General features: G+C 74.2%; 21 protein-coding genes. 8 read left to right on the top strand and 13 right to left on the bottom strand.

Annotated elements, in window-relative coordinates:
- Positions 1–59 precede the first annotated feature (59 nt).
- Positions 60–1,046: an RNA polymerase subunit sigma-70 gene (locus tag ACQEVU_RS37635; RefSeq protein ID WP_433332233.1), complete on the top strand. Its 987-nt coding sequence runs from the start codon at positions 60–62 to the stop codon at positions 1,044–1,046.
- Entirely contained in the window at positions 1,039–1,737 is a 699-nt protein-coding gene (locus tag ACQEVU_RS37630) for an SDR family oxidoreductase (RefSeq protein ID WP_433332231.1), read from the top strand. Before ACQEVU_RS37635 ends, ACQEVU_RS37630 begins: the two co-directional genes overlap by 8 nt.
- On the opposite strand, the gene ACQEVU_RS37625 is transcribed toward ACQEVU_RS37630, so the two are convergent.
- A complete protein-coding gene (locus tag ACQEVU_RS37625; protein ID WP_433332229.1) occupies positions 1,698–3,128 on the bottom strand; it encodes a DHA2 family efflux MFS transporter permease subunit in 1,431 nt (476 codons plus the stop codon). The two genes, ACQEVU_RS37630 and ACQEVU_RS37625, sit on opposite strands and share 40 nt — an antisense overlap.
- Positions 3,129–3,186: 58 nt before the next feature.
- Here ACQEVU_RS37625 and ACQEVU_RS37620 point away from each other — a divergent pair, with 58 nt between their 5' ends.
- Positions 3,187–4,176 (top strand): RNA polymerase subunit sigma-70, encoded by a 990-nt coding sequence (locus ACQEVU_RS37620; protein WP_433332227.1) that lies wholly within the window; start codon positions 3,187–3,189, stop codon positions 4,174–4,176.
- A gap of 385 nt (positions 4,177–4,561) precedes the next feature.
- Here ACQEVU_RS37620 and ACQEVU_RS37615 read toward each other — a convergent pair whose 3' ends face one another.
- Genes ACQEVU_RS37615 through ACQEVU_RS37590 form a run of 6 tightly spaced genes read right to left on the bottom strand, consistent with a single transcriptional unit; the run spans position 4,562 to position 8,949 of the window.
- Positions 4,562–5,341 carry an alpha/beta fold hydrolase gene (locus ACQEVU_RS37615; RefSeq protein ID WP_433332225.1) on the bottom strand — a complete coding sequence of 260 codons (780 nt, stop codon included), beginning with the start codon at positions 5,339–5,341 and terminating at the stop codon, positions 4,562–4,564.
- A gap of 38 nt (positions 5,342–5,379) precedes the next feature.
- Positions 5,380–5,601, bottom strand: coding sequence for a sigma-70 family RNA polymerase sigma factor (locus ACQEVU_RS37610; protein ID WP_433332223.1), 222 nt, complete (start codon positions 5,599–5,601; stop codon positions 5,380–5,382).
- On the bottom strand, positions 5,582–6,820 hold the full coding sequence (locus ACQEVU_RS37605) for an RNA polymerase sigma factor (RefSeq protein ID WP_433332221.1): 1,239 nt from the start codon (positions 6,818–6,820) through the stop codon (positions 5,582–5,584). The genes ACQEVU_RS37610 and ACQEVU_RS37605 overlap by 20 nt, the downstream gene beginning before the upstream one ends.
- Complete coding sequence (locus ACQEVU_RS37600; RefSeq protein WP_433332219.1) at positions 6,820–7,176, bottom strand: YciI family protein; 357 nt, start codon at positions 7,174–7,176, stop codon at positions 6,820–6,822. The genes ACQEVU_RS37605 and ACQEVU_RS37600 overlap by 1 nt, the downstream gene beginning before the upstream one ends.
- A gap of 28 nt (positions 7,177–7,204) precedes the next feature.
- Positions 7,205–8,503, bottom strand: coding sequence for a condensation domain-containing protein (locus ACQEVU_RS37595; protein ID WP_433332217.1), 1,299 nt, complete (start codon positions 8,501–8,503; stop codon positions 7,205–7,207).
- A gap of 35 nt (positions 8,504–8,538) precedes the next feature.
- Positions 8,539–8,949 (bottom strand): DUF2000 family protein, encoded by a 411-nt coding sequence (locus ACQEVU_RS37590; RefSeq protein WP_433332215.1) that lies wholly within the window; start codon positions 8,947–8,949, stop codon positions 8,539–8,541.
- Positions 8,950–8,997: 48 nt separating this feature from the next.
- On the opposite strand from ACQEVU_RS37590, the gene ACQEVU_RS37585 reads away from it, so the two are divergent.
- Positions 8,998–9,819 (top strand): AraC family transcriptional regulator, encoded by an 822-nt coding sequence (locus ACQEVU_RS37585; protein WP_433332213.1) that lies wholly within the window; start codon positions 8,998–9,000, stop codon positions 9,817–9,819.
- On the opposite strand, the gene ACQEVU_RS37580 is transcribed toward ACQEVU_RS37585, so the two are convergent.
- Positions 9,774–10,145 (bottom strand): cupin domain-containing protein, encoded by a 372-nt coding sequence (locus ACQEVU_RS37580; RefSeq protein WP_433332211.1) that lies wholly within the window; start codon positions 10,143–10,145, stop codon positions 9,774–9,776. The two genes, ACQEVU_RS37585 and ACQEVU_RS37580, sit on opposite strands and share 46 nt — an antisense overlap.
- Positions 10,146–10,233: 88 nt before the next feature.
- Between ACQEVU_RS37580 and ACQEVU_RS37575 the strand changes: the two genes are divergently transcribed.
- Positions 10,234–10,674, top strand: a complete 441-nt coding sequence (locus ACQEVU_RS37575) for a MarR family winged helix-turn-helix transcriptional regulator (protein ID WP_433332209.1) — start codon at positions 10,234–10,236, stop codon at positions 10,672–10,674.
- A gap of 233 nt (positions 10,675–10,907) precedes the next feature.
- Here the strand turns inward: ACQEVU_RS37575 and ACQEVU_RS37570 are convergent, their stop codons facing one another.
- Both ACQEVU_RS37570 and ACQEVU_RS37565 read right to left on the bottom strand, forming a co-directional pair.
- On the bottom strand, positions 10,908–11,252 hold the full coding sequence (locus tag ACQEVU_RS37570; RefSeq protein WP_433332207.1) for a PadR family transcriptional regulator: 345 nt from the start codon (positions 11,250–11,252) through the stop codon (positions 10,908–10,910).
- Between the two features lie 222 nt (positions 11,253–11,474).
- Positions 11,475–12,734, bottom strand: a complete 1,260-nt coding sequence (locus ACQEVU_RS37565; protein WP_433332205.1) for an ArgE/DapE family deacylase — start codon at positions 12,732–12,734, stop codon at positions 11,475–11,477.
- An 11-nt stretch (positions 12,735–12,745) separates the two neighbouring features.
- On the opposite strand from ACQEVU_RS37565, the gene ACQEVU_RS37560 reads away from it, so the two are divergent.
- The gene (locus ACQEVU_RS37560; RefSeq protein ID WP_433332203.1) at positions 12,746–13,423 is read left to right on the top strand and encodes an endonuclease/exonuclease/phosphatase family protein; all 678 of its coding nucleotides are present in this window, start codon (positions 12,746–12,748) and stop codon (positions 13,421–13,423) included.
- Here ACQEVU_RS37560 and ACQEVU_RS37555 read toward each other — a convergent pair.
- The 3 genes from ACQEVU_RS37555 to ACQEVU_RS37545 are packed head-to-tail and all read right to left on the bottom strand — an operon-like array spanning position 13,344 to position 14,685.
- On the bottom strand, positions 13,344–13,778 hold the full coding sequence (locus ACQEVU_RS37555; RefSeq protein ID WP_433332201.1) for a hypothetical protein: 435 nt from the start codon (positions 13,776–13,778) through the stop codon (positions 13,344–13,346). The two genes, ACQEVU_RS37560 and ACQEVU_RS37555, sit on opposite strands and share 80 nt — an antisense overlap.
- Entirely contained in the window at positions 13,775–13,978 is a 204-nt protein-coding gene (locus tag ACQEVU_RS37550; protein WP_345139728.1) for a hypothetical protein, read from the bottom strand. The genes ACQEVU_RS37555 and ACQEVU_RS37550 overlap by 4 nt, the downstream gene beginning before the upstream one ends.
- An 11-nt stretch (positions 13,979–13,989) precedes the next feature.
- Complete coding sequence (locus ACQEVU_RS37545; RefSeq protein WP_433332199.1) at positions 13,990–14,685, bottom strand: GGDEF domain-containing protein; 696 nt, start codon at positions 14,683–14,685, stop codon at positions 13,990–13,992.
- A gap of 206 nt (positions 14,686–14,891) precedes the next feature.
- Here ACQEVU_RS37545 and ACQEVU_RS37540 point away from each other — a divergent pair, with 206 nt between their 5' ends.
- Together ACQEVU_RS37540 and ACQEVU_RS37535 are read left to right on the top strand one after the other, a co-directional pair.
- Positions 14,892–15,134: a DUF397 domain-containing protein gene (locus ACQEVU_RS37540; protein WP_433332197.1), complete on the top strand. Its 243-nt coding sequence runs from the start codon at positions 14,892–14,894 to the stop codon at positions 15,132–15,134.
- A gap of 202 nt (positions 15,135–15,336) precedes the next feature.
- Positions 15,337–16,167: a helix-turn-helix domain-containing protein gene (locus ACQEVU_RS37535; protein WP_433332195.1), complete on the top strand. Its 831-nt coding sequence runs from the start codon at positions 15,337–15,339 to the stop codon at positions 16,165–16,167.
- The last annotated feature ends 204 nt before the right edge of the window (positions 16,168–16,371 follow it).

Genomic DNA, 16,371 nt, shown 5'->3' with positions numbered 1-16,371 from the left:
CGCCGCCGAGAAAAAGGAAGGCCCCGCGGCGACGAATTTCCGGGTGCCGCGGGGTCTGTATGCGGGTGACCGTTGTCGACCGGGCCGAGCGCCTGGTAACCGATGAGGACGAGTTCGCCCGGCTCACCGAGCCGTTCCGGCGCGAGCTCACCGTGCACTGCTACCGCATGTCCGGCTCCGCGCAGGACGCCGAGGACCTCGTGCAGGAGGTCTACCTGCGAGCCTGGCGCGGGTTCGGCGACTTTGCCGGGCGCTCGTCGGTGCGCGTCTGGCTGTACCGCATCGCCACCAACGTGTGCCTCTCCGCGATGAGCCGGCGGCGGGACCTGCCGGCGGGGCTCGGGGCGCCGGGCGGGGACACGGGCAGGCCGCCGCCGCTGGCGGGGCCCGAGGTCGCGTGGGTGACGCCGTTCGCCGGGGGAGCCGGCGGGGACGAGGAGGACCCGGCCGCGGTGGTCGCCGGGCGGGGCAGCGTGCGGCTGGCGCTGGTGGCCGCGCTGCAGCACCTGCCGGCCACGCAACGGGCGGTACTGCTGCTGCGCGACGTCCTGCGGTGGCGCGCGAACGAGGTCGCCGACCTGCTGGACACCTCGCCGGACGCGGTGCACAGCCTGCTCGCCCGGGCGCGGGAGCGGCTGCGGCGCGCCGAACCCGACGAGGAGCGGCTCCGGGAGCCGCCGGCCGGGCAGGCGCAGCGGCGGCTGCTGGACGGGTACGCGCGGGCCTTCGCCGAGGCCGACGTCGACGGGCTGCTCGAAGTCCTGCGCGCCGACGTCGCGCTGGAGATGCCGCCGCACCTGGGGTGGTTCGCGGGGCGGGACACGGTGGGGGAGTTCCTTGGGCGGGTCGTGTTCCCCGCGCTCGGCCGGACCCGCCTCGAGCCCGTGGTCGTCAACGGAGGGCCGGGCTTCCTGGTGTACACCGGCGAGACCCCGCACGCCGTCCAGGCCCTGACCGTCCGGCAGGACGGCATCGCCCGGATCGTGTCGTTCAACGATCCGGCACTGTTCACCACCTTCGACCTCGACAGGGGGAGTCATGTCTGAAGCCACCGCCATCGTCACCGGGGGGACCCGCGGGTTCGGGCGCGGGATCGCCGAGGCGCTCGGCCACCAGGGGTACCGCGTCGTCACCGTCGCCCGCGGCGGCGGGGCCGACGTCGTCGCCGACGTGCGCGAGGCCGGGCTCGCCGAGCGGCTCATCGCCGAGCACGACCCGGCCGTCGTGGTGCTCAACGCGGGCGCGGTACCGCACACCGCCGCCCTGCCCGACCAGACCTGGGAGACGTTCGCGCTGCCGTGGGAGGTCGACGCGCGGCAGGCGTTCGAGTGGTGCCGGGCGGCGCTGCGCCGGCCGCTGAGGCCCGGCAGCCTCGTCGTCGCGGTGTCCAGCGGCGCGGCGCTCGGCGGGTCGCCGCTGAGCGGGGGCTACGCGGGGGCGAAGGCGATGGTGCGCTTCGTCGCGCGGTACGCCGACGAGGAGGCCGCCCGCGCCGGCCTCGGCATCCGCTTCACCGCCCTGCTGCCGGGCCTGTCGCCGGGCAGCGCGGTCGGCGACGCGGGCGCCGGGGCGTACGCGCGCCGGCAGGGCATTGACGTGGCGGAGTTCCGGCGGCGGCTCGGGCCGGTGGTGACGCCCGAGGTGATCGGCGACGCCGTCGCCGGCCTCGCGAAGGACCCGGCCGCCGCCGGGCTCGCCTACACGGTCTCCGCCGACGGGCTCACCGCGCTCACCTGACGGGCCCCCGGGGCCGCCGGGACGAGCGGCTCGGGGCGCGGCCGGCCCGGCCGCGTCAGGACCGCCGCGGCGCTCGCCACCAGCGCGAGCGCCGCGGCCACGAGCATCGCGGCCCGGAACCCGCCGTCGAACGAGCCGCCGGCCGCGGCGAAGACGGCGCCGAGGACCGCCACGCCGAACGCCCCGCCGAGCTGGCGCAGCGTGCTGAACGTCCCGCCGGCCTTCGCCATCTCCGGCGGCGCGACCCGGCTCACGACCGCGCGGGTGGCGGCCGGGATGGTCAGCGCGATGCCGAGCCCGCCGAGGGTCAGCGGCGCGACGAGCGCCACGTACGAGCCGCCGCCGTCGGCCGCCAGGGCCGTCCACGCCAGGCCGGCCGTCAGGCTCAGCGCGCCGGCCACGATGAGCGAGCGCTCGCCGAAGCGGTCCGCCAGGGCGCCCGCCCGCGGCCCGACCAGCAGCGGGGCCACCCCGAAGGGCAGCAGCCAGAGTCCGGCGACGAAGGCGCCGTGGTGGTACCACATCTGGAAACCCTGCGCCGTGAAGAACACGGCGCCGGTGAGGGCCGCGTTCGCGAAGAAGATGACCAGGTTGCCGCCCGCGAACGGGCGCGAACGGAACAGCCGCAGCGGCAGCATCGGCGCGGCGGCGGCCCGCTCCCGGGCGACGAACCCGGCCGCGGCGACGAGCCCGGCCGCCAGCGGCACGAGCGTCCTCGCCGAGCCCCAGCCGTCGGCGTTGCCGCGGACCAGCGCCCACACGACGCCGAGCGCGGCGACGCCGGACAGCGCCAGCGCGGGCAGGTCCAGCGGCGCCCGGGCGCCCCGGCTCTCCGGGGTGCGGGCCAGCAGCGGCGGGATCGCCACCAGCCCGATCGGCACGTTGATCCAGAAGATCCACTGCCACGCGAGGCCCTGCGTCATCGCCCCGCCGACCACCGGCCCGACCGTCGCGGCCAGGCCGGTCACCCCGCCGTACACGCCGAGGGCCCATCCGCGCCGCTCGGGCGGGAACGCGGCGTTGAGCAGCGCCAGGGCGAGCGGCATGACGAGCGCCGCGCCGGCGCCCTGCACGGTGCGGGCGGCGATCAGCGCGCCCACCGACGGCGCCAGGGCGCACGCCACGGAGGCGAGGCTGAACAGCGCCAGCCCCGCGGCGAACACGGCCCGCCGTCCGAGCCGGTCGCCGAGCGCGGCGCCGGTGAGGATCAGGCAGGCGAAGCTCAGGGTGTACGCGTTGACGGTCCACTCGAGGTCCTCGAGCGACGCCCCGAGGTCGCGCTGGATCGTGCTCAGCGCCGTGGCCACGACCAGCATGTCCAGGATCACCATGAACGACGCCGCCGCGGACAGGCCGAGCACCCAGCGCTGGGTTGCGGTACTCACACTCATGCCCGGATGGACACCGGCCCGACCGGTTTCTGGTCGCGCCGGTGTCACCATGGTCGTGATGACCGCACTGTCCCGGGCCCGGGCCGGCGACGACGCCGCGTTCGGCGAGCTCGTCGAGCCGTTCCGGCGCGAGTTGTACGTCCACTGCTACCGCATGCTGGGCTCCGTCCAGGACGCCGAGGACGTCCTGCAGGAGACCCTGACCGCCGCCTGGCGCGGCCTCGACGGCTTCGGCGAGCGGGCCTCGGTGCGCACGTGGCTGTACAAGATCGCGACCAACCGGTGCCTGAACTGGCTGCGCGACGGCGAGCGACGCCCGCGTACCGTCCCCGGCTTCGCACCGGGCGTCGTCCCGCCCGAGCCGACCCGGATGCTCGAGCCGATCTGGCTGCAGCCGATCCCCGACACGCTGCTGTCCGGCCTGCCCGACGACACCCCCGGCCCCGAGGCCCGCTACGAGCGGCGCGAGGCCGTGTCGCTCGCCTTCGTCACCGCCGTGCAGTCCCTGCCGCCGCGCCAGCGGGCGGTGCTGCTGCTGCGCGACGTGCTCGGCTACCGCGCCGCCGAGGCCGCCGAGCTGCTCGACATGACCGAGGACGCCGCCAACGCCCTGCTGCGCCGGGCCCGCGCCGTGCGGTTCGACGCGACCGCGCCGCTGCCCTCGCCCCCGTCGCCGCGCCAGCGCCAGGCCGCCGCCGCGTTCGCCTCGGCGATCGAGGCCGGGGACGTGGACGCGATGGTGGCGCTGCTGACCGACGACGCCTGGCTGACGATGCCGCCGGCGCCGCTGGCGTACCAGGGCCACGCGGCGATCGCCGGCTTCATGCGCCGCGTCGGCCTGCGCGGGGGCCGCCGCCACTACCGCCTCGTGCCGGCGCACGCCAACTTCCAGCCGGCGTACGGCTGCTACGTCAGCGACGACGACGACCCGGTCGGCCACGCCCACGGCGTCCTGGTCCTGACCATGACCGACGAGCGGGTGAGCGCCTTCACCCGCTTCATCGACAACGCCCTTCTCCCGTTTTTCGGGCTCCCGCGCCGCCTGTGACCACGGGGTAGCGCCCTTTCCCACCTGCCCCGCATAAAGGCGCCGGTCGATCACGACCCGTGCCCGGCGCCCGCCCAGGTGAGGACGAAACCATGGTCGCAACCGCCCGACGGGTTCTGGCCGGGATCTGCCTGCTCATCCTCATCCCGCTGCTCACCGTCCGCGGCGGCCTCGGCGAATACGCCCGCGGCGCATCGCTCACGACCGCACACCTGGACAGTGCATCGAGGACGTCGACAACATGGAGAACGGATCCCCAGGTCGCGGGCGCGTCCTTCGCTACCTCGGCGACCGAACCGTCAAGACCGGGGGCGCGGTCCAGCCAGGTCGGGGAGCGAACCGCCGAGGCTGTGGGGCGGTCGAGGCGGGTCGGGGGAGGAAGTCGTCACGGCTGGGCGGTGCGGGCCAGCCAGTCGGTCATCAGGGCGTCGAACAGGGCCGGCTGCTCGATCTGCAGGTTGTGGCCCGCCATGTCCAGCACCGCGTACGTCGCGCGCGGGTAGTGCGGCAGCAGCTCGTACTGGTCCTGGTAGCCGGTGACCTGGTCCTGGCGGCCCGCGAGGATCAGGGTCGGGCGGTCGAACGCGGGGCCCGACTCCGGGGGCGTCGACAGGGTCCAGCGCTTGCGGATGCGGGCCATCGCGTCCAGGTCGGCGGCCTGCACGCCGGGCTGGATCTCCGCCTCGTAGCGGCGGCGGGTCTCGTGGGTGCGCACGACCGCCATCTCCAGGAAGTCGGGGTCCGCGCCGGTCTCGGCGCCGGGCTCGGCGTGCAGGATCGCGTGGGGCGGGACCGTGCGCTCGGCGTGCTCGACGGCGACGCCGATGGGGCAGATCAGCGCGAGGCCGCGGACCTGGGGGCGGCGGAGGCGGGCCAGGGCGCGCGCCATGTAGCCGCCGTAGGACTCGCCGACGACCAGGAACGGCTCGGTGCCGATGTGCTCGGTGACGAAGGCGTCGAGGGCGGCCAGGATGTCGTCCGACGACGCGATGTCCTCGCCGGCGGGGGTGCGGCCCATGCCGGGCAGGTCGGGATACAGGCGGCGGTATGGATCCGGCAGGCGGGAGAACAGCGGCTCCAGGCAGCCGAGCATCAGCCGGTGGTCGGGGGTCCAGCCGTGGATGGCGAGGACCGGGGTGCCGCTGCCGCGCGTCTCGAAGAACATGGGGGCATCTTCTCAGCGGGGTACGACAAAAAGAGCGATCAGAGACCCGCGTGCACCACGCGGTCGCGCAGTGTCGCCAGGGCGCGGGCCGACTGGCTCTTCACCGTGCCGGTGCTGCAGCCCAGCGCGCGGGCGGTCTGTTCGATCGACATGTCGCAGCAGTACCGCAGCACCAGCACGGCCCGGCGGCGCGGGGGCAGCTGGTTGAGCAGGTCCAGGATCGGCAGGCGGTCGACGATCTCATCCGGCAGAGGTCCCATGCCGGTCACGATGATGATCGCCGCTGACGCGGGGCTGAAACGAGGCTGAGACCGCCGCCCGCCGCGCCTCCAGGTGCGCGCGGCGCGGCTCGCTGAGCTCCAGGGACAGGGCCGCCGAGTACGCCGCGCCGGCCTCGACCGGGCGGGACAGACGGGCCAGGAGCTCGGCCCGGGTCGCGTGCCAGTACGGGTACGACTCCAGGCCCGAAAGCCCGTCGACCAGCGCCAGCCCGGCCGACGGCCCGTCGCGCTCGGCGACGGCGGCGGCCCGGTTGAGCCGCACGACGGGCGTGTCCTGGACGGTGAGCAGCACGTCGTACCACGAGATCACCGCGTCCCAGGCGGTCTGCGCGTAGCTGGGGGCGAGGGCGTGGCAGGCCGCGATCGCCGCCTGCACGGCGTAGCGGTCGGGCCGGTCGGGGCTGCGGCGCAGCGCGGTGCCGAGGACGGTGACGCCCTCCCGGATCGCGGCCCGGTCCCAGCCCGAGCGGTCCTGGTCGGCCAGCAGGACCGGCCGGCCGGCGGCGTCGAGGCGGGCCGCGCGCCGCGAGTCGTGCAACAGCAGCAGCGCGAGCAGGCCGAGCGCGGTCGGTTCGTCGGGCATGAGGCCGGCCAGCATCCGGGCGAGCCGGATCGCCTCGCCGGTGAGGTCGGCCCGGCGCAGGTCGTCGTAGCCCTCGTTGAAGATCAGGTACACCGTCGCCGCCACCCCGGTCAGGCGGGACGGCAGCTCGGCGTCGGGCGGGACGCGGTACGGTATCCGCGCATTCTGGATCTTCTGCCGCGCCCGGGTCAGGCGTTTGGCCATCGTCGCCTCCGGCACGAGCAGCGCCTTGGCGACCTCGGGCGTCGTGAGCCCGCCGAGGGTGCGCAGCGAGAGCGCCACCTGCGCGTCCACCGACAGGGCCGGGTGGCAGCAGGTGAAGATCAGGCTCAGCAGGTCGGTCTCCGGCGTCTGGTCGTCGGGCAGCACGGCGAGGGCCTCCTTCTGCGGGCGCAGGGCCTCGCGCCGGATCAGGTCGACGGCGCGGCGGCGCGCGGTGACGATCAGCCACGCGCGCGGGTTGTCCGGCACGCCGTCGCGGGGCCACGTGACGAGGGCGCGCTCGATCGCGTCCTGGGTGGCGTCCTCGGCCAGCTCGAGGCTCCCGGTGACGCGGACGAGGGTGGCGAGGACCCGCGCACCCTCGTCGCGCACCAGACGGGCCAGCGCATCCACTAACGGTCGAACACGATCACCGGGCGGATCTCGACCGCGCCGTTCCACGCGGCCGGGATGCGGGCGGCCAGCGCGACCGCCTCGTCCAGGTCGGCGCAGTCCAGCAGGTAGAAGCCGGTCAGCGCCTCCTTGGTCTCCGCGTACGGCCCGTCGCTGGTCAGCACCTCGCCGCCCTTGCCGCCGCTGACGCGCACGGTGGTGGCGGTGGCGGTCGGGTACAGCGCGTGGCCGCCCTTGATGACGGCCGCCGCGGCCTGGCCGAACGCCACGTACTCGCGCATCTCCGCGGCCTGCTCGGCCTGCGGCTGGGACCAGTCGACGTCGTCGGTGTAGGTGAGTGCGATGTACAGCGCCATGGTGTTCCTCCTGAAGGGAAGTACGACTTCACCCTAAGGACGAACGGGCGGGGTGCGCGAAGGACACCGCGAGCGACTCCATGTTCCACAGGATCCGCTCGGCGTCGCGCGGGGCGATGGCCGCCGTGTCGGTGTGGGCGGTGCAGCGCACGGCGCCGGGCCCGCCGGGCAGGTCCTCGACGTCGAGGATGAACGGCTCGAAGCCCGGGTGGTCGCGGCGCACGACCCACGCGAGCCGGGACGCGGGCAGCGCGGCCTCGACGTCCTCGGCGCTCGGGGCGTCCATCGGCACCGGGCCGCGCCGGTCGTTGAGGAAGCAGCCGATCTCGAGGTGCTCGCCGCGCTCGGCCGCGACCCGGTCGCGCAGGGCCCACAGGTCGCGCTGGTCGAAGTACCCGTGCTTGAACGCCACCAGCGCCGCCCGCCGCGACCCCTCGACGACCTCGGCGAAGTCCGCCTCGCAGTCGATGAGGCACAGCGAGGCCTGCACCGCGGTGCACACGACGTCGGCCAGCCCGGCGCGGAACCGGTTGCCGACGAGGGGCCGCACGGCGACCGGGTTGAGCCCGAACGTCTCGTGCACCGCCGCGGCGAACACCGCCAGCAGCGTCACCGCCGGGTCGACGTCGAGGCGCGCGGTGATCGCCCGCAGGGCGAGGGGCAGCGCGGCCGAGTCGAACTGCGCCCGCCAGTACCGCGGGGAGCGCGGCACCACCGGCGTCGCGAAGCGCCGGGCCGGCATCGCCCGCAGCACGGCCTCGAAGTGGCGCATCGCCCCGGCGTTCTGCCGCTGCCCGGCCGGCGAGGCCTGCCAGGCCGCCTGCTCCAGCGGGGCGAGGCCGGACACCGGCCCGGACGGGCGCTCGGCGACCTCGCGCAGCATCGTCCGCGCGCCGGCGCCGTCCGTGGCGAAGTGCGAGATGAGCACCACCAGGTGGGTGGGGGCGCCGTCGCAGGTCACCACCGCGGCCCGGATCGGCCATTCGGTGGCGAAATCCAGTTCCCGGCTTCGGTACTCCTCGGCCAGCGCCTCCGGATCAACGCCCTCGAGGACCTCGACCGTGAGCTCGCCGGAGGCGAAGACCTCCTGCTCGGGTGTCGCGTCGCCGCCGGGTACGTGCAGGCGGGTGCGCAGCGTGACGTACCGTTGCAGATGAAATCGCAGCTCGTCGACGAGATCGTCGATCGTGGTGCCCGCCGGCACCGGCAGCGCACCGCCCAGCGGCATCCAGTGCCCGAGCGCCCGCACGGCGTGCCAGCTCTCGATCTGGCCCCACGACAGCGGCCCGCGGCCCGCCCCCGGGCCCTCGAACGGGATGACGATCATGCAAGCTCCTCGATCCGGCGCGCATCCGCCGGAATCTAACCATGCAGGCGGGCCCCCTTGAGGATCTTGTCCACAGCGTTCTTCGGCCCGTGTACCGCCATTCCCGCGAGGTTCAGTTCGGCGCTGGCCACGGCGCGTACCGCGGCCCGGTTGTCCTCGTCGTTGCCCGTCTTGAACAGCTCCTCGGTGAAAACTGCACAGGCCAGGCCGCGCTGCACGGCGCGGGCGTGCGCGGCCGCGAGCACCGCCGGGCCGCCCTCGAAGACCAGCACCGGCTGCCCGAACATCGGCAGGTACGGCGTGCCGTCCGCGTCGGCGTAGTCCGCCCCGAGCAGCTCCGGCTGGGTGCCGGCGATCCCGCTGACGACGAACGCGGTCACGTTGAGCCGCTGCCAGACGGCCAGGTCGTCGCGGAGCAGGACGGCGATCTTGGTGGGGAAGGTCATGCCTTCATGGGACGGTGCCGCGGCGCCGTTGGCTTGTACGTTGTGAACATGGCGTCGGAGGCGGTCACGGCGTGGCGCCCGCGGGTGCCGGGCGTCGCCGAGGTCTTCCACGCGCACTTCGTCGACCACGCGTACCCGCTGCACGTGCACGACGCCTGGACGCTGCTCATCGTCGACGACGGCGCGATCCGCTTCGACCTGGACCGCCATCACCGCGGCGCGGCCGGCGCGGCCAGCGTGACGATCCTGCCGCCCGGCGTCCCGCACGACGGCCGCGCCGCGACGCACCACGGGTTTCGCAAGCGCGTGGTGTACCTCGACGCGGCCGTCCTGCCCCCGTCCCTGGCCGGCGCGGCGGTCGACCATCCGGGTTTCGACGACCCCGTGCTGCGGCTGCGCATCCACCAGCTGCACCAGGCGCTGGACCGCCCGGGCGACGAGCTCGAGGCGGAGGGCAGGCTGGCGCTGATCCGGGGCCGCCTGCGCGAACACCTGGACCGTCACGTCGTGGATGTTGTGGTACCGCACCCGCGGCGGCTCGCCGACGGGCTGCGCGACCTGCTGGATGCGCGCACCGCCTCGGGCATCACGCTGAAGGAGGCCGGCGCCATCCTGGGCAGCCACCCGGGGCATCTCGTGCGGGCGTTCACGGCGGCCTTCGGGCTACCGCCGCACCGGTACCTCATGAGCCGGCGCATCGAGCAGGCCCGCCGCCTGCTGCTGGCGGGCCGGCGGCCGGCCGACGTGGCCGCCGACGTGGGCTTTCACGACCAGGCCCACCTGCACCGCCATTTCCGGCGGCACGTGGGCGCGACGCCGGGCGCCTACGCGGCCCAGGGCGGCGTACCGAACAGGCTGCCGTCCATGTGATAGGCGCTGAACCCGGCCTGGACGGCCACCTGCACCTCGGCCGGCTCGTCGGCCGGGTTGCCCAGCTCGATCCGGCCGCCCGCCGGCACGACGGCCGAGTCGCCGCTGGTGAGCCGGTCGCCGTCGGGCGTGATGCGGATGGCGCCGGAGAGCACGACGAACACCTCGTCGCGGTCGAGCGTGTGCGGCATCGACTGGCTGCCGCCCGGCACGGTGAGCCGCCAGGTGCAGATCTCCTTGGACCCGTTGCTGGGCCCCGCGTACACGGTGAACTGCGCCCCGTTGAGCTCGAATCGCGGCGCGTCGGCCGCGCGGACGATACTCATGTCCTGCTGTTCCCTTCGCTGGCTTGTTCCGTCCCTTTCCGTCTCTAGAAACTAAACCAGGTTTCGTACATTGTAAACGGGGTTTCGTATGTCCGATCTCACCGACGCCGAACTGCGCGCGCTCCCGCTGGGCCGCCTGCTGCTGCAGGCCCACCGCCGCGCCCAGGCCGCGTCGCTGGCGAAGCTGCAGGCGAGCGGCCACGCCGAGATCCGCCTGGGCCACGTCCCGGTGATCACGAACCTCGACCCGGAGGGCACCCGCATCACGGACCTGGCCGCGCGGGCCGGGATCACCCGTCAGATGACCGGGCGCCTGGTGAAGGAGCTCGAGGCCCTGGACTACGTCCGTTCGCGCCCGCACGAGACGGACCAGCGCGCGGTGGTGGTGTCGCTGACCGAGCGCGGCGAGCGCTTCCTGGTCGAGGCCCCGTCGGCGATGGCGGCGGTGGACCGCGACTTCGCCGCCCTGCTGGGCCCGTCGGACCTGACGCATCTGCGCGAGATGCTGCTGCGCATCGCGGCGTCGTAGGCCGTCGGGTCGGCGAGCCGGGTGCGCCGGCGCGCCCGGCTGCGCATCGCGGCGTCGTAGGCTCCCGGGCCGGCGCGCCACGACTGCTGCGCACCGCGGCGGCAGGCCGGGTGCGCTGCTGGCGCGCCGCGACCGATGCCCATCGCGGAGTCGTCGGCCCTCCAGCCGATAAGTCGGGCGCTGGCGCGCCACGACTTATCGGATTTATGCGGCGTCGGGCGATATGTCGGTTTCTACGCCGCCGCTTCGGTGGCGGCGCGCGGGCCGCGGAGCCGGCGTTCGGCGGCGGCGGCGTTGCGGTGCAGGCGCTCGGTCTCCTTGGCGAGCAGGTCCCGCCCGACCTCGGTGAGCCGGTAGTACCGCCGCAGCCGCGAGGCGACGACCTCCTCGCGATCGACCTCGATCAGCCCGTCGGCCCGCAGCCGGTCGAGGATGCCGTACAGCGTCCCCGCCTGCAGCCGCACGCGCCCTTCCGAGATGCGCCGGACGTCATCCAGGACGCTGTACCCGTGCTGCGGTTCGGCCGCGAGGGCCGTGAGCACCAGAAACGTCGGTTCGCGTAACGGTAAGCCAGTCATGTTCGTCACTATATTAAGCCGGTCGATATATGGAATCACCCGATCGGCTGGGCACCCCATTGCCCAAATAGTTAACAGTCTTTACAGCAGTCGGGTCAAGCCGGCCCGCTCGCTCAAGGCGAAAAGCCAGGTGATGCACAGCAACTTGGCAGCAATCGCCCCTGGCGCCGCGGCGCCCGACGCCTCCACGACGGCCGACCCGAAGGGCCTGTTCGCCGGCGACTACCTCGCGGCGGCGTCCGTGGTGGCCAGGTGCAGCAGCGTCTCGGCGCAGGCATGGACCTGGGACAGGCCCACCCGCTCGTCGGGGCAGTGGCCGTAGCCGACGCCGGGACCGTACTGCACCGCCGGGATGCCGGCGGCGGTCAGCAGCCGCAGGTCCGAGCCGTACGGGGCGCCGACGACCGCGGGGGTCGTGGAGGACAGCGACGCATGGGTCGTGACCACGCGCTCGACCAGGTCCGTGCCCGAGGGGCAGCGGCCCGAGGCGAACTGGCCGCCCCACCACTCGACGACGACGGGGTGCTCCTTCAGCCACGGGTCGGCCGCGCACGCCGCCGCGACCGTGGCCTCGAACTCGGCGCGCGCGGCGTCGACCGGCTCGTCGAGCGCCACGCCGAAGCGGCCCTCGGCGATGAGCAGGTCGGGGACGGTCGAGGCCCAGTCGCCGGAGCGGACCGTGCCGATCTCCAGCGGGTACGCGATGTCCCAGCGGCGCATCATCGGGTCGACCGCGCGGTTGCGTGACGCCTCGAGGGCGCGCAGGACCGGGAAGATCAGCTGGAACTTCTCGACGGCGCTGACGCCGGACGTGCGGGCGCAGGCGTGGGCGGCCAGGCCGGGCACGCGCAGGCGGAAGGTGAGGGCGCCGCCGTTCGCGGCCAGGACGTCCAGGGCGGTGGGCTCGGTGATGACGCAGGCGTCGGCGCGCCAGCCGCGGGCCAGCGTGGCGTACGTTCCCAGGCCGCCGTCCTCCTCGCCGACGACCGCCGCCAGGAGCAGGTCGCCGCGGGGGCGGGTGCCGGTGCGGTGCAGGGCCAGGAACGCCGACAGCGCGGAGACGAAGCCGCCCTTCATGTCGCAGGCGCCGCGGCCGTAGGCGTGGCCGTCGCGGACCTCGCCCGACCACGGGTCGACCGTCCAGGTGGCGGGGTCGCCGGGGGGTACCACGTCGAGATGACCGTTGAACATCAGCGACGGGCCGCCGTCGCCGGGCAGCCGGGCGACCAGGCCCCACGCCTCCTCGCGGGCGACCTCCATGCCGGGGAAGCCGGGGCGGGCGGCCAGCTCGGCGACCGGGATCGGCCAGAGGTCGAGCTCGACGCCCTCGGCCCGCAGCCGGTCGGCCACGTGGTGGACGATCTCGCTTTCCGCGGCGGTGCCGCCCACACTGGGAATCCGGATCAGGTCGGTCAGCGTGGCGGTGGCCTCGGCGCGGGCGCCGCGCAGGGCGTCGAGGGCGGGCTGCAGATCATGGGTCACGAGGGCACGATATGTCGCTGACGCTCATGACGTACAACATCAAGAACGGCGGCGGCGGGCGCCTCGGCGGGATCGGGGACGTGATCGCCGGCGCCGCGCCGGACGTGGTGGCGGTGCAGGAGCTGCGCGGCGAGCCGGACGTCGGGGCGGCGACCGGGCTGCGACAGCTCGTCGCGCGCTCGTGGCGCGGGCAGCCGGTCGGCCTGCTGATCAGGCCTGAGCTGCCGGTGCTGGCCGCGGGACGCATCGCCCGGCCGTTCTTCCACGCCGCCGCGTGGGCGCGCATCGCGACGCCGCTGGGGCCGCTGACGGTCGTCTCGGCGCACCTGTTTCCCTACTGGGGATGGGTGCGCCGGGTCGAGGCGGGCTGGCTGGCGGCGTTCGTGCGGCGCCAGGGCGAGACGGTGCTGCTCGGTGACCTCAACACCCGCGACGAACGGGACGGGCGCGTCCTGGCGCGGCTGGCCCGGTGCGGGCTCGTGGACGTGTTCCGGCGCTGCGGCGCCGGGCCGGGGTGGACCGTGCCGACGACGCGCGGCGGGGGAGCGGGGTTCCCCGCACCGCTGCGCCTGGACTACGTGCTGGCCACGCCGGGCGTGGCCGGGCGGTTCAGCGAGTGCCGCGTCGTGACCGGCGGGGCGGCGGAAGCCGCGTCGGACCACTACCCGCTGGTGGCCCGGGCAGCGTAGAGACCTGCGCGGCGGCGGCCTGGGCGGCGCTGCCCGACGTGCGCGGGTCGATCTGCTCGCGCGGCGGCGGCTGGCGGCGCTGGCCGCCGAGCGGCGGGTTCGCCACCCAGCGGATGATCGGGCCCTGGCCCGGGTGCGGCAGCCAGCCGAGGAAGCGGTTCCACAGCTGCTCGGCGCCGAACTGCCGCAGGTCCTCCGCGGCGTCGGCGACCCGCAGCGCCATGAGGGTGCGCAGCTCGGCCGGGTTGTCGGCGTACTCGTCGACGAGCTGCGCCCGCTTCGCGGCACACGGCCACGGCTCGGCACATCCCGTGCACCGCCACTCGGGCCGGGCCGGGATGTGCGCCTCGCTCACCCAAGGCTCCCCGGTCGGGCGACCTCGAGGCGTCGCAGGGCGTAGACGAGCACCGAGTTGCGGGCCGTCACGTACTGGTCGCACGGCCAGGGGCGGCCGCAGTCGCGGCACTGCTCACCGCGCTTGAGCTTCGCGGACAGCCAGGACCGGGGCCGCGGCTGGTGGCGGCGGCGCTGGCGGACGAGGTCGGGCAGCTCCATAGCGCGGTTCCTTAGGTCGCCGTGGTCGGACGGGGGAGGGTCTCCGGCCGGGGCTTGCCGAGCCGGAGCGAGGCGTGCACGACGTGCTGGTGCGAGGTGTACGCCGCCAGGTGCGGCCGGCGCCGGGCGCCCTTGTTGCGGTACATGGCCGCGTCGGCCCGGTGCACTGCGTCGGCGAGGTGTGCGTCGGGCTCGACGGGGACGAGCCCGACGGACACGCTCACGGTGACGACCTGGCCGCCCAGCCGCATCGGGGCGGCGAGCGCCTCCGCGAGCCGGTCGGCCTGCTCCTGCGGGCTCGCGTGGAGGCGGGCGACGAGTCCGGCGAACTCGTCTCCCCCGAGCCGGGCCACGAGCCCCGATCCGGCGTAGTCGGCCAGCCGGCGAGCGGTCGTCACGAGCACCTCGTCGCCGGCCGTGTGGCCGAACATGTCGTTGATCTGCTTGAACCCGTCGACGTCGAGCACGACGGCGACGAGCGGGTGGGCCGCACGGTCGGCGACGAGCGCCGCGCCGCGCTGGTAGAAGGCCCGCCGGTTCGGCAGGCCGGTGAGCGGGTCGTGGCAGGCCGCGTGCCGCTCGACGGCGAGCTCCGCGGCGAGGGTCTCGGCCCGTCGCTCCGCGCGGCGCGCGCGCCAGTAGAGAGGAATACCCGCGCACGCCCCGGCCGCCGCGGCCGCACCGGCCAGGAGGGCGTGGGGATCCATGCGCGCGTCCTTCCATAGATCGCAGCTGGGGAAGCCGCCCGATCATTTGGCAGCGATCGTCCGGTTTTGATCACGAACTGTGAGCAACCCCTGACATCCGCACATGCGCTAGCATGCGCTTTATCGGCTGCAGAAGCAAGAGCCGATGCACGTGCAGATGCCGCTCGCTTGGTGAACTTTCAACCAAGGTCCTCAGAGAGATGTCGATGGAGCAGACGTACAACGGGATGCCGGCCGGCCACCTCACCGGTGTGGCCTGGCAGAAGAGCCGCCGCAGCAACCCAAGCGGCAACTGTGTCGAGCTGACCCGCCTGCCCGACGGGACCGGCTTCGCCATCCGCAACTCGCGTGACCCCGAGGGGCCCGCGCTCATCTACACGTACGAGGAGATCGCGGCCTTCGTGGGCGGCGCCCGCGACGGCGACTTCGACAATCTGTTAGCTGAGTAATCAGGCCGTAAGAACGAGCAGGTTCGCCCCCCGCCCGCAGACGCGAGCCCACTCCCGCTTACTGTCCGGTCATGGCATGCTTACTCCGGCGTCGCGCGGGAAGGCACGCGGCGCGGCTGTTCGTTCATGACAGTCCGGAGGCATCACGGTGACAGCCGGTCTAACTGAAGGAGGAGCGTCCGGAGGCCCAACGGTCCTCCGGATGCTGCTGGGCGCGCATTTACGGCGCCTGCGTGAGGCACAGGGCGTCACCCGCGAGGACGCCGGCTGGGAGATCCGCTCGTCGGAGTCCAAGATCAGTCGGATGGAGCTCGGCCGCGTCGGCTTCAAGGAGCGCGACGTCGCCGACCTGCTCACGCTCTACGGCGTCGACGACGGCGAGGAGCGCACGCGCCTGCTGGCCCTGGCCCGCGACGCGAACAACCCCGGCTGGTGGCACCGCTTCGGCGACGTGCTGCCCAACTGGTTCCAGTCCTACCTCGGCCTCGAGGCCGCCGCCGCGCTCATCCGCACCTACGAGGTGCAGTTCGTGCCGGGCCTGCTGCAGACCCGCGAGTACGCGCGCTCCGTCGTCCTGCTCGGCCACGGCCGGGCCAAGGAGGAGGAGATCGAGCGCCGGGTCGAGCTGCGCATGCAGCGCCAGCAGATCCTGTCCCGCGCCGACGCGCCCCGCCTGTGGGTGGTCGTCGACGAGGCCGCGCTGCGCCGCCCGATCGGCGGCCTGGAGGTCATGCGCGGCCAGGTCGAGGCCCTGCTGGAGATCAACAGCACGCTGCCCAACGTGCGCCTGCAGGTCATCCCGTTCAACTTCGGCGGCCACGCCGCGGCCGGCGGCGCCTTCACCATCCTGCGCTTCCCCGACGAGGACCTCCCCGACGTCGTCTACATCGAGCAGCTCACCTCGGCGCTGTACCTGGACAAGCGCGACGACGTCGATCACTACGCGGAGGCGATGGAGCGGCTGTGCGTCGAGGCCCGCCCGCCGACGGAGACCGCGAAGATCCTCGAGGAGATCCGCAAGGACTTCAATTAGCCGATTTTGGCTCGGGTCCGTGCAACGCACGACCGTTCCTCCCGCGAGGAATCCCGGCGTCCGTCGCGGCCAAGGACGAAAACCCCACGCGTCCTCGCACGCCGCGGTGACCTGCCGGCTGTGATCCGGCCGCAGCGCCGCCCCGCCCGGCTCGGCGGACCCGTCAGCGACGGGCCCTCGCGCGTAGGACCCCCGGCGCGTCCC

It is taken from the genome of Dactylosporangium sp. CA-139066 (assembly GCF_050936175.1).
GTDB lineage: Bacteria > Actinomycetota > Actinomycetes > Mycobacteriales > Micromonosporaceae > Dactylosporangium.
This window is presented reverse-complemented; position numbering and strand designations above follow the sequence as displayed.

Excerpts from the sequence above, each read along its gene's own strand:
- ACQEVU_RS37590 (WP_433332215.1), bottom strand. The coding sequence starts at position 8,949 with ATGACCTTCCCCACCAAGATCGCCGTCCTGCTCCGCGACGACCTGGCC.
- ACQEVU_RS37610 (WP_433332223.1), bottom strand. The coding sequence starts at position 5,601 with ATGGGACCTCTGCCGGATGAGATCGTCGACCGCCTGCCGATCCTGGAC.
- ACQEVU_RS37545 (WP_433332199.1), bottom strand. The coding sequence starts at position 14,685 with ATGGATCCCCACGCCCTCCTGGCCGGTGCGGCCGCGGCGGCCGGGGCG.
- ACQEVU_RS37560 (WP_433332203.1), top strand. The coding sequence starts at position 12,746 with ATGTCGCTGACGCTCATGACGTACAACATCAAGAACGGCGGCGGCGGG.
- ACQEVU_RS37540 (WP_433332197.1), top strand. The coding sequence starts at position 14,892 with ATGGAGCAGACGTACAACGGGATGCCGGCCGGCCACCTCACCGGTGTG.
- ACQEVU_RS37595 (WP_433332217.1), bottom strand. The coding sequence starts at position 8,503 with ATGATCGTCATCCCGTTCGAGGGCCCGGGGGCGGGCCGCGGGCCGCTG.
- ACQEVU_RS37635 (WP_433332233.1), top strand. The coding sequence starts at position 60 with ATGCGGGTGACCGTTGTCGACCGGGCCGAGCGCCTGGTAACCGATGAG.
- ACQEVU_RS37550 (WP_345139728.1), bottom strand. The coding sequence starts at position 13,978 with ATGGAGCTGCCCGACCTCGTCCGCCAGCGCCGCCGCCACCAGCCGCGG.
- ACQEVU_RS37535 (WP_433332195.1), top strand. The coding sequence starts at position 15,337 with ATGCTGCTGGGCGCGCATTTACGGCGCCTGCGTGAGGCACAGGGCGTC.
- ACQEVU_RS37615 (WP_433332225.1), bottom strand. The coding sequence starts at position 5,341 with ATGTTCTTCGAGACGCGCGGCAGCGGCACCCCGGTCCTCGCCATCCAC.
- ACQEVU_RS37570 (WP_433332207.1), bottom strand. The coding sequence starts at position 11,252 with ATGACTGGCTTACCGTTACGCGAACCGACGTTTCTGGTGCTCACGGCC.
- ACQEVU_RS37585 (WP_433332213.1), top strand. The coding sequence starts at position 8,998 with ATGGCGTCGGAGGCGGTCACGGCGTGGCGCCCGCGGGTGCCGGGCGTC.
- ACQEVU_RS37580 (WP_433332211.1), bottom strand. The coding sequence starts at position 10,145 with ATGAGTATCGTCCGCGCGGCCGACGCGCCGCGATTCGAGCTCAACGGG.
- ACQEVU_RS37630 (WP_433332231.1), top strand. The coding sequence starts at position 1,039 with ATGTCTGAAGCCACCGCCATCGTCACCGGGGGGACCCGCGGGTTCGGG.
- ACQEVU_RS37625 (WP_433332229.1), bottom strand. The coding sequence starts at position 3,128 with ATGAGTGTGAGTACCGCAACCCAGCGCTGGGTGCTCGGCCTGTCCGCG.
- ACQEVU_RS37575 (WP_433332209.1), top strand. The coding sequence starts at position 10,234 with ATGTCCGATCTCACCGACGCCGAACTGCGCGCGCTCCCGCTGGGCCGC.
- ACQEVU_RS37620 (WP_433332227.1), top strand. The coding sequence starts at position 3,187 with ATGACCGCACTGTCCCGGGCCCGGGCCGGCGACGACGCCGCGTTCGGC.
- ACQEVU_RS37600 (WP_433332219.1), bottom strand. The coding sequence starts at position 7,176 with ATGGCGCTGTACATCGCACTCACCTACACCGACGACGTCGACTGGTCC.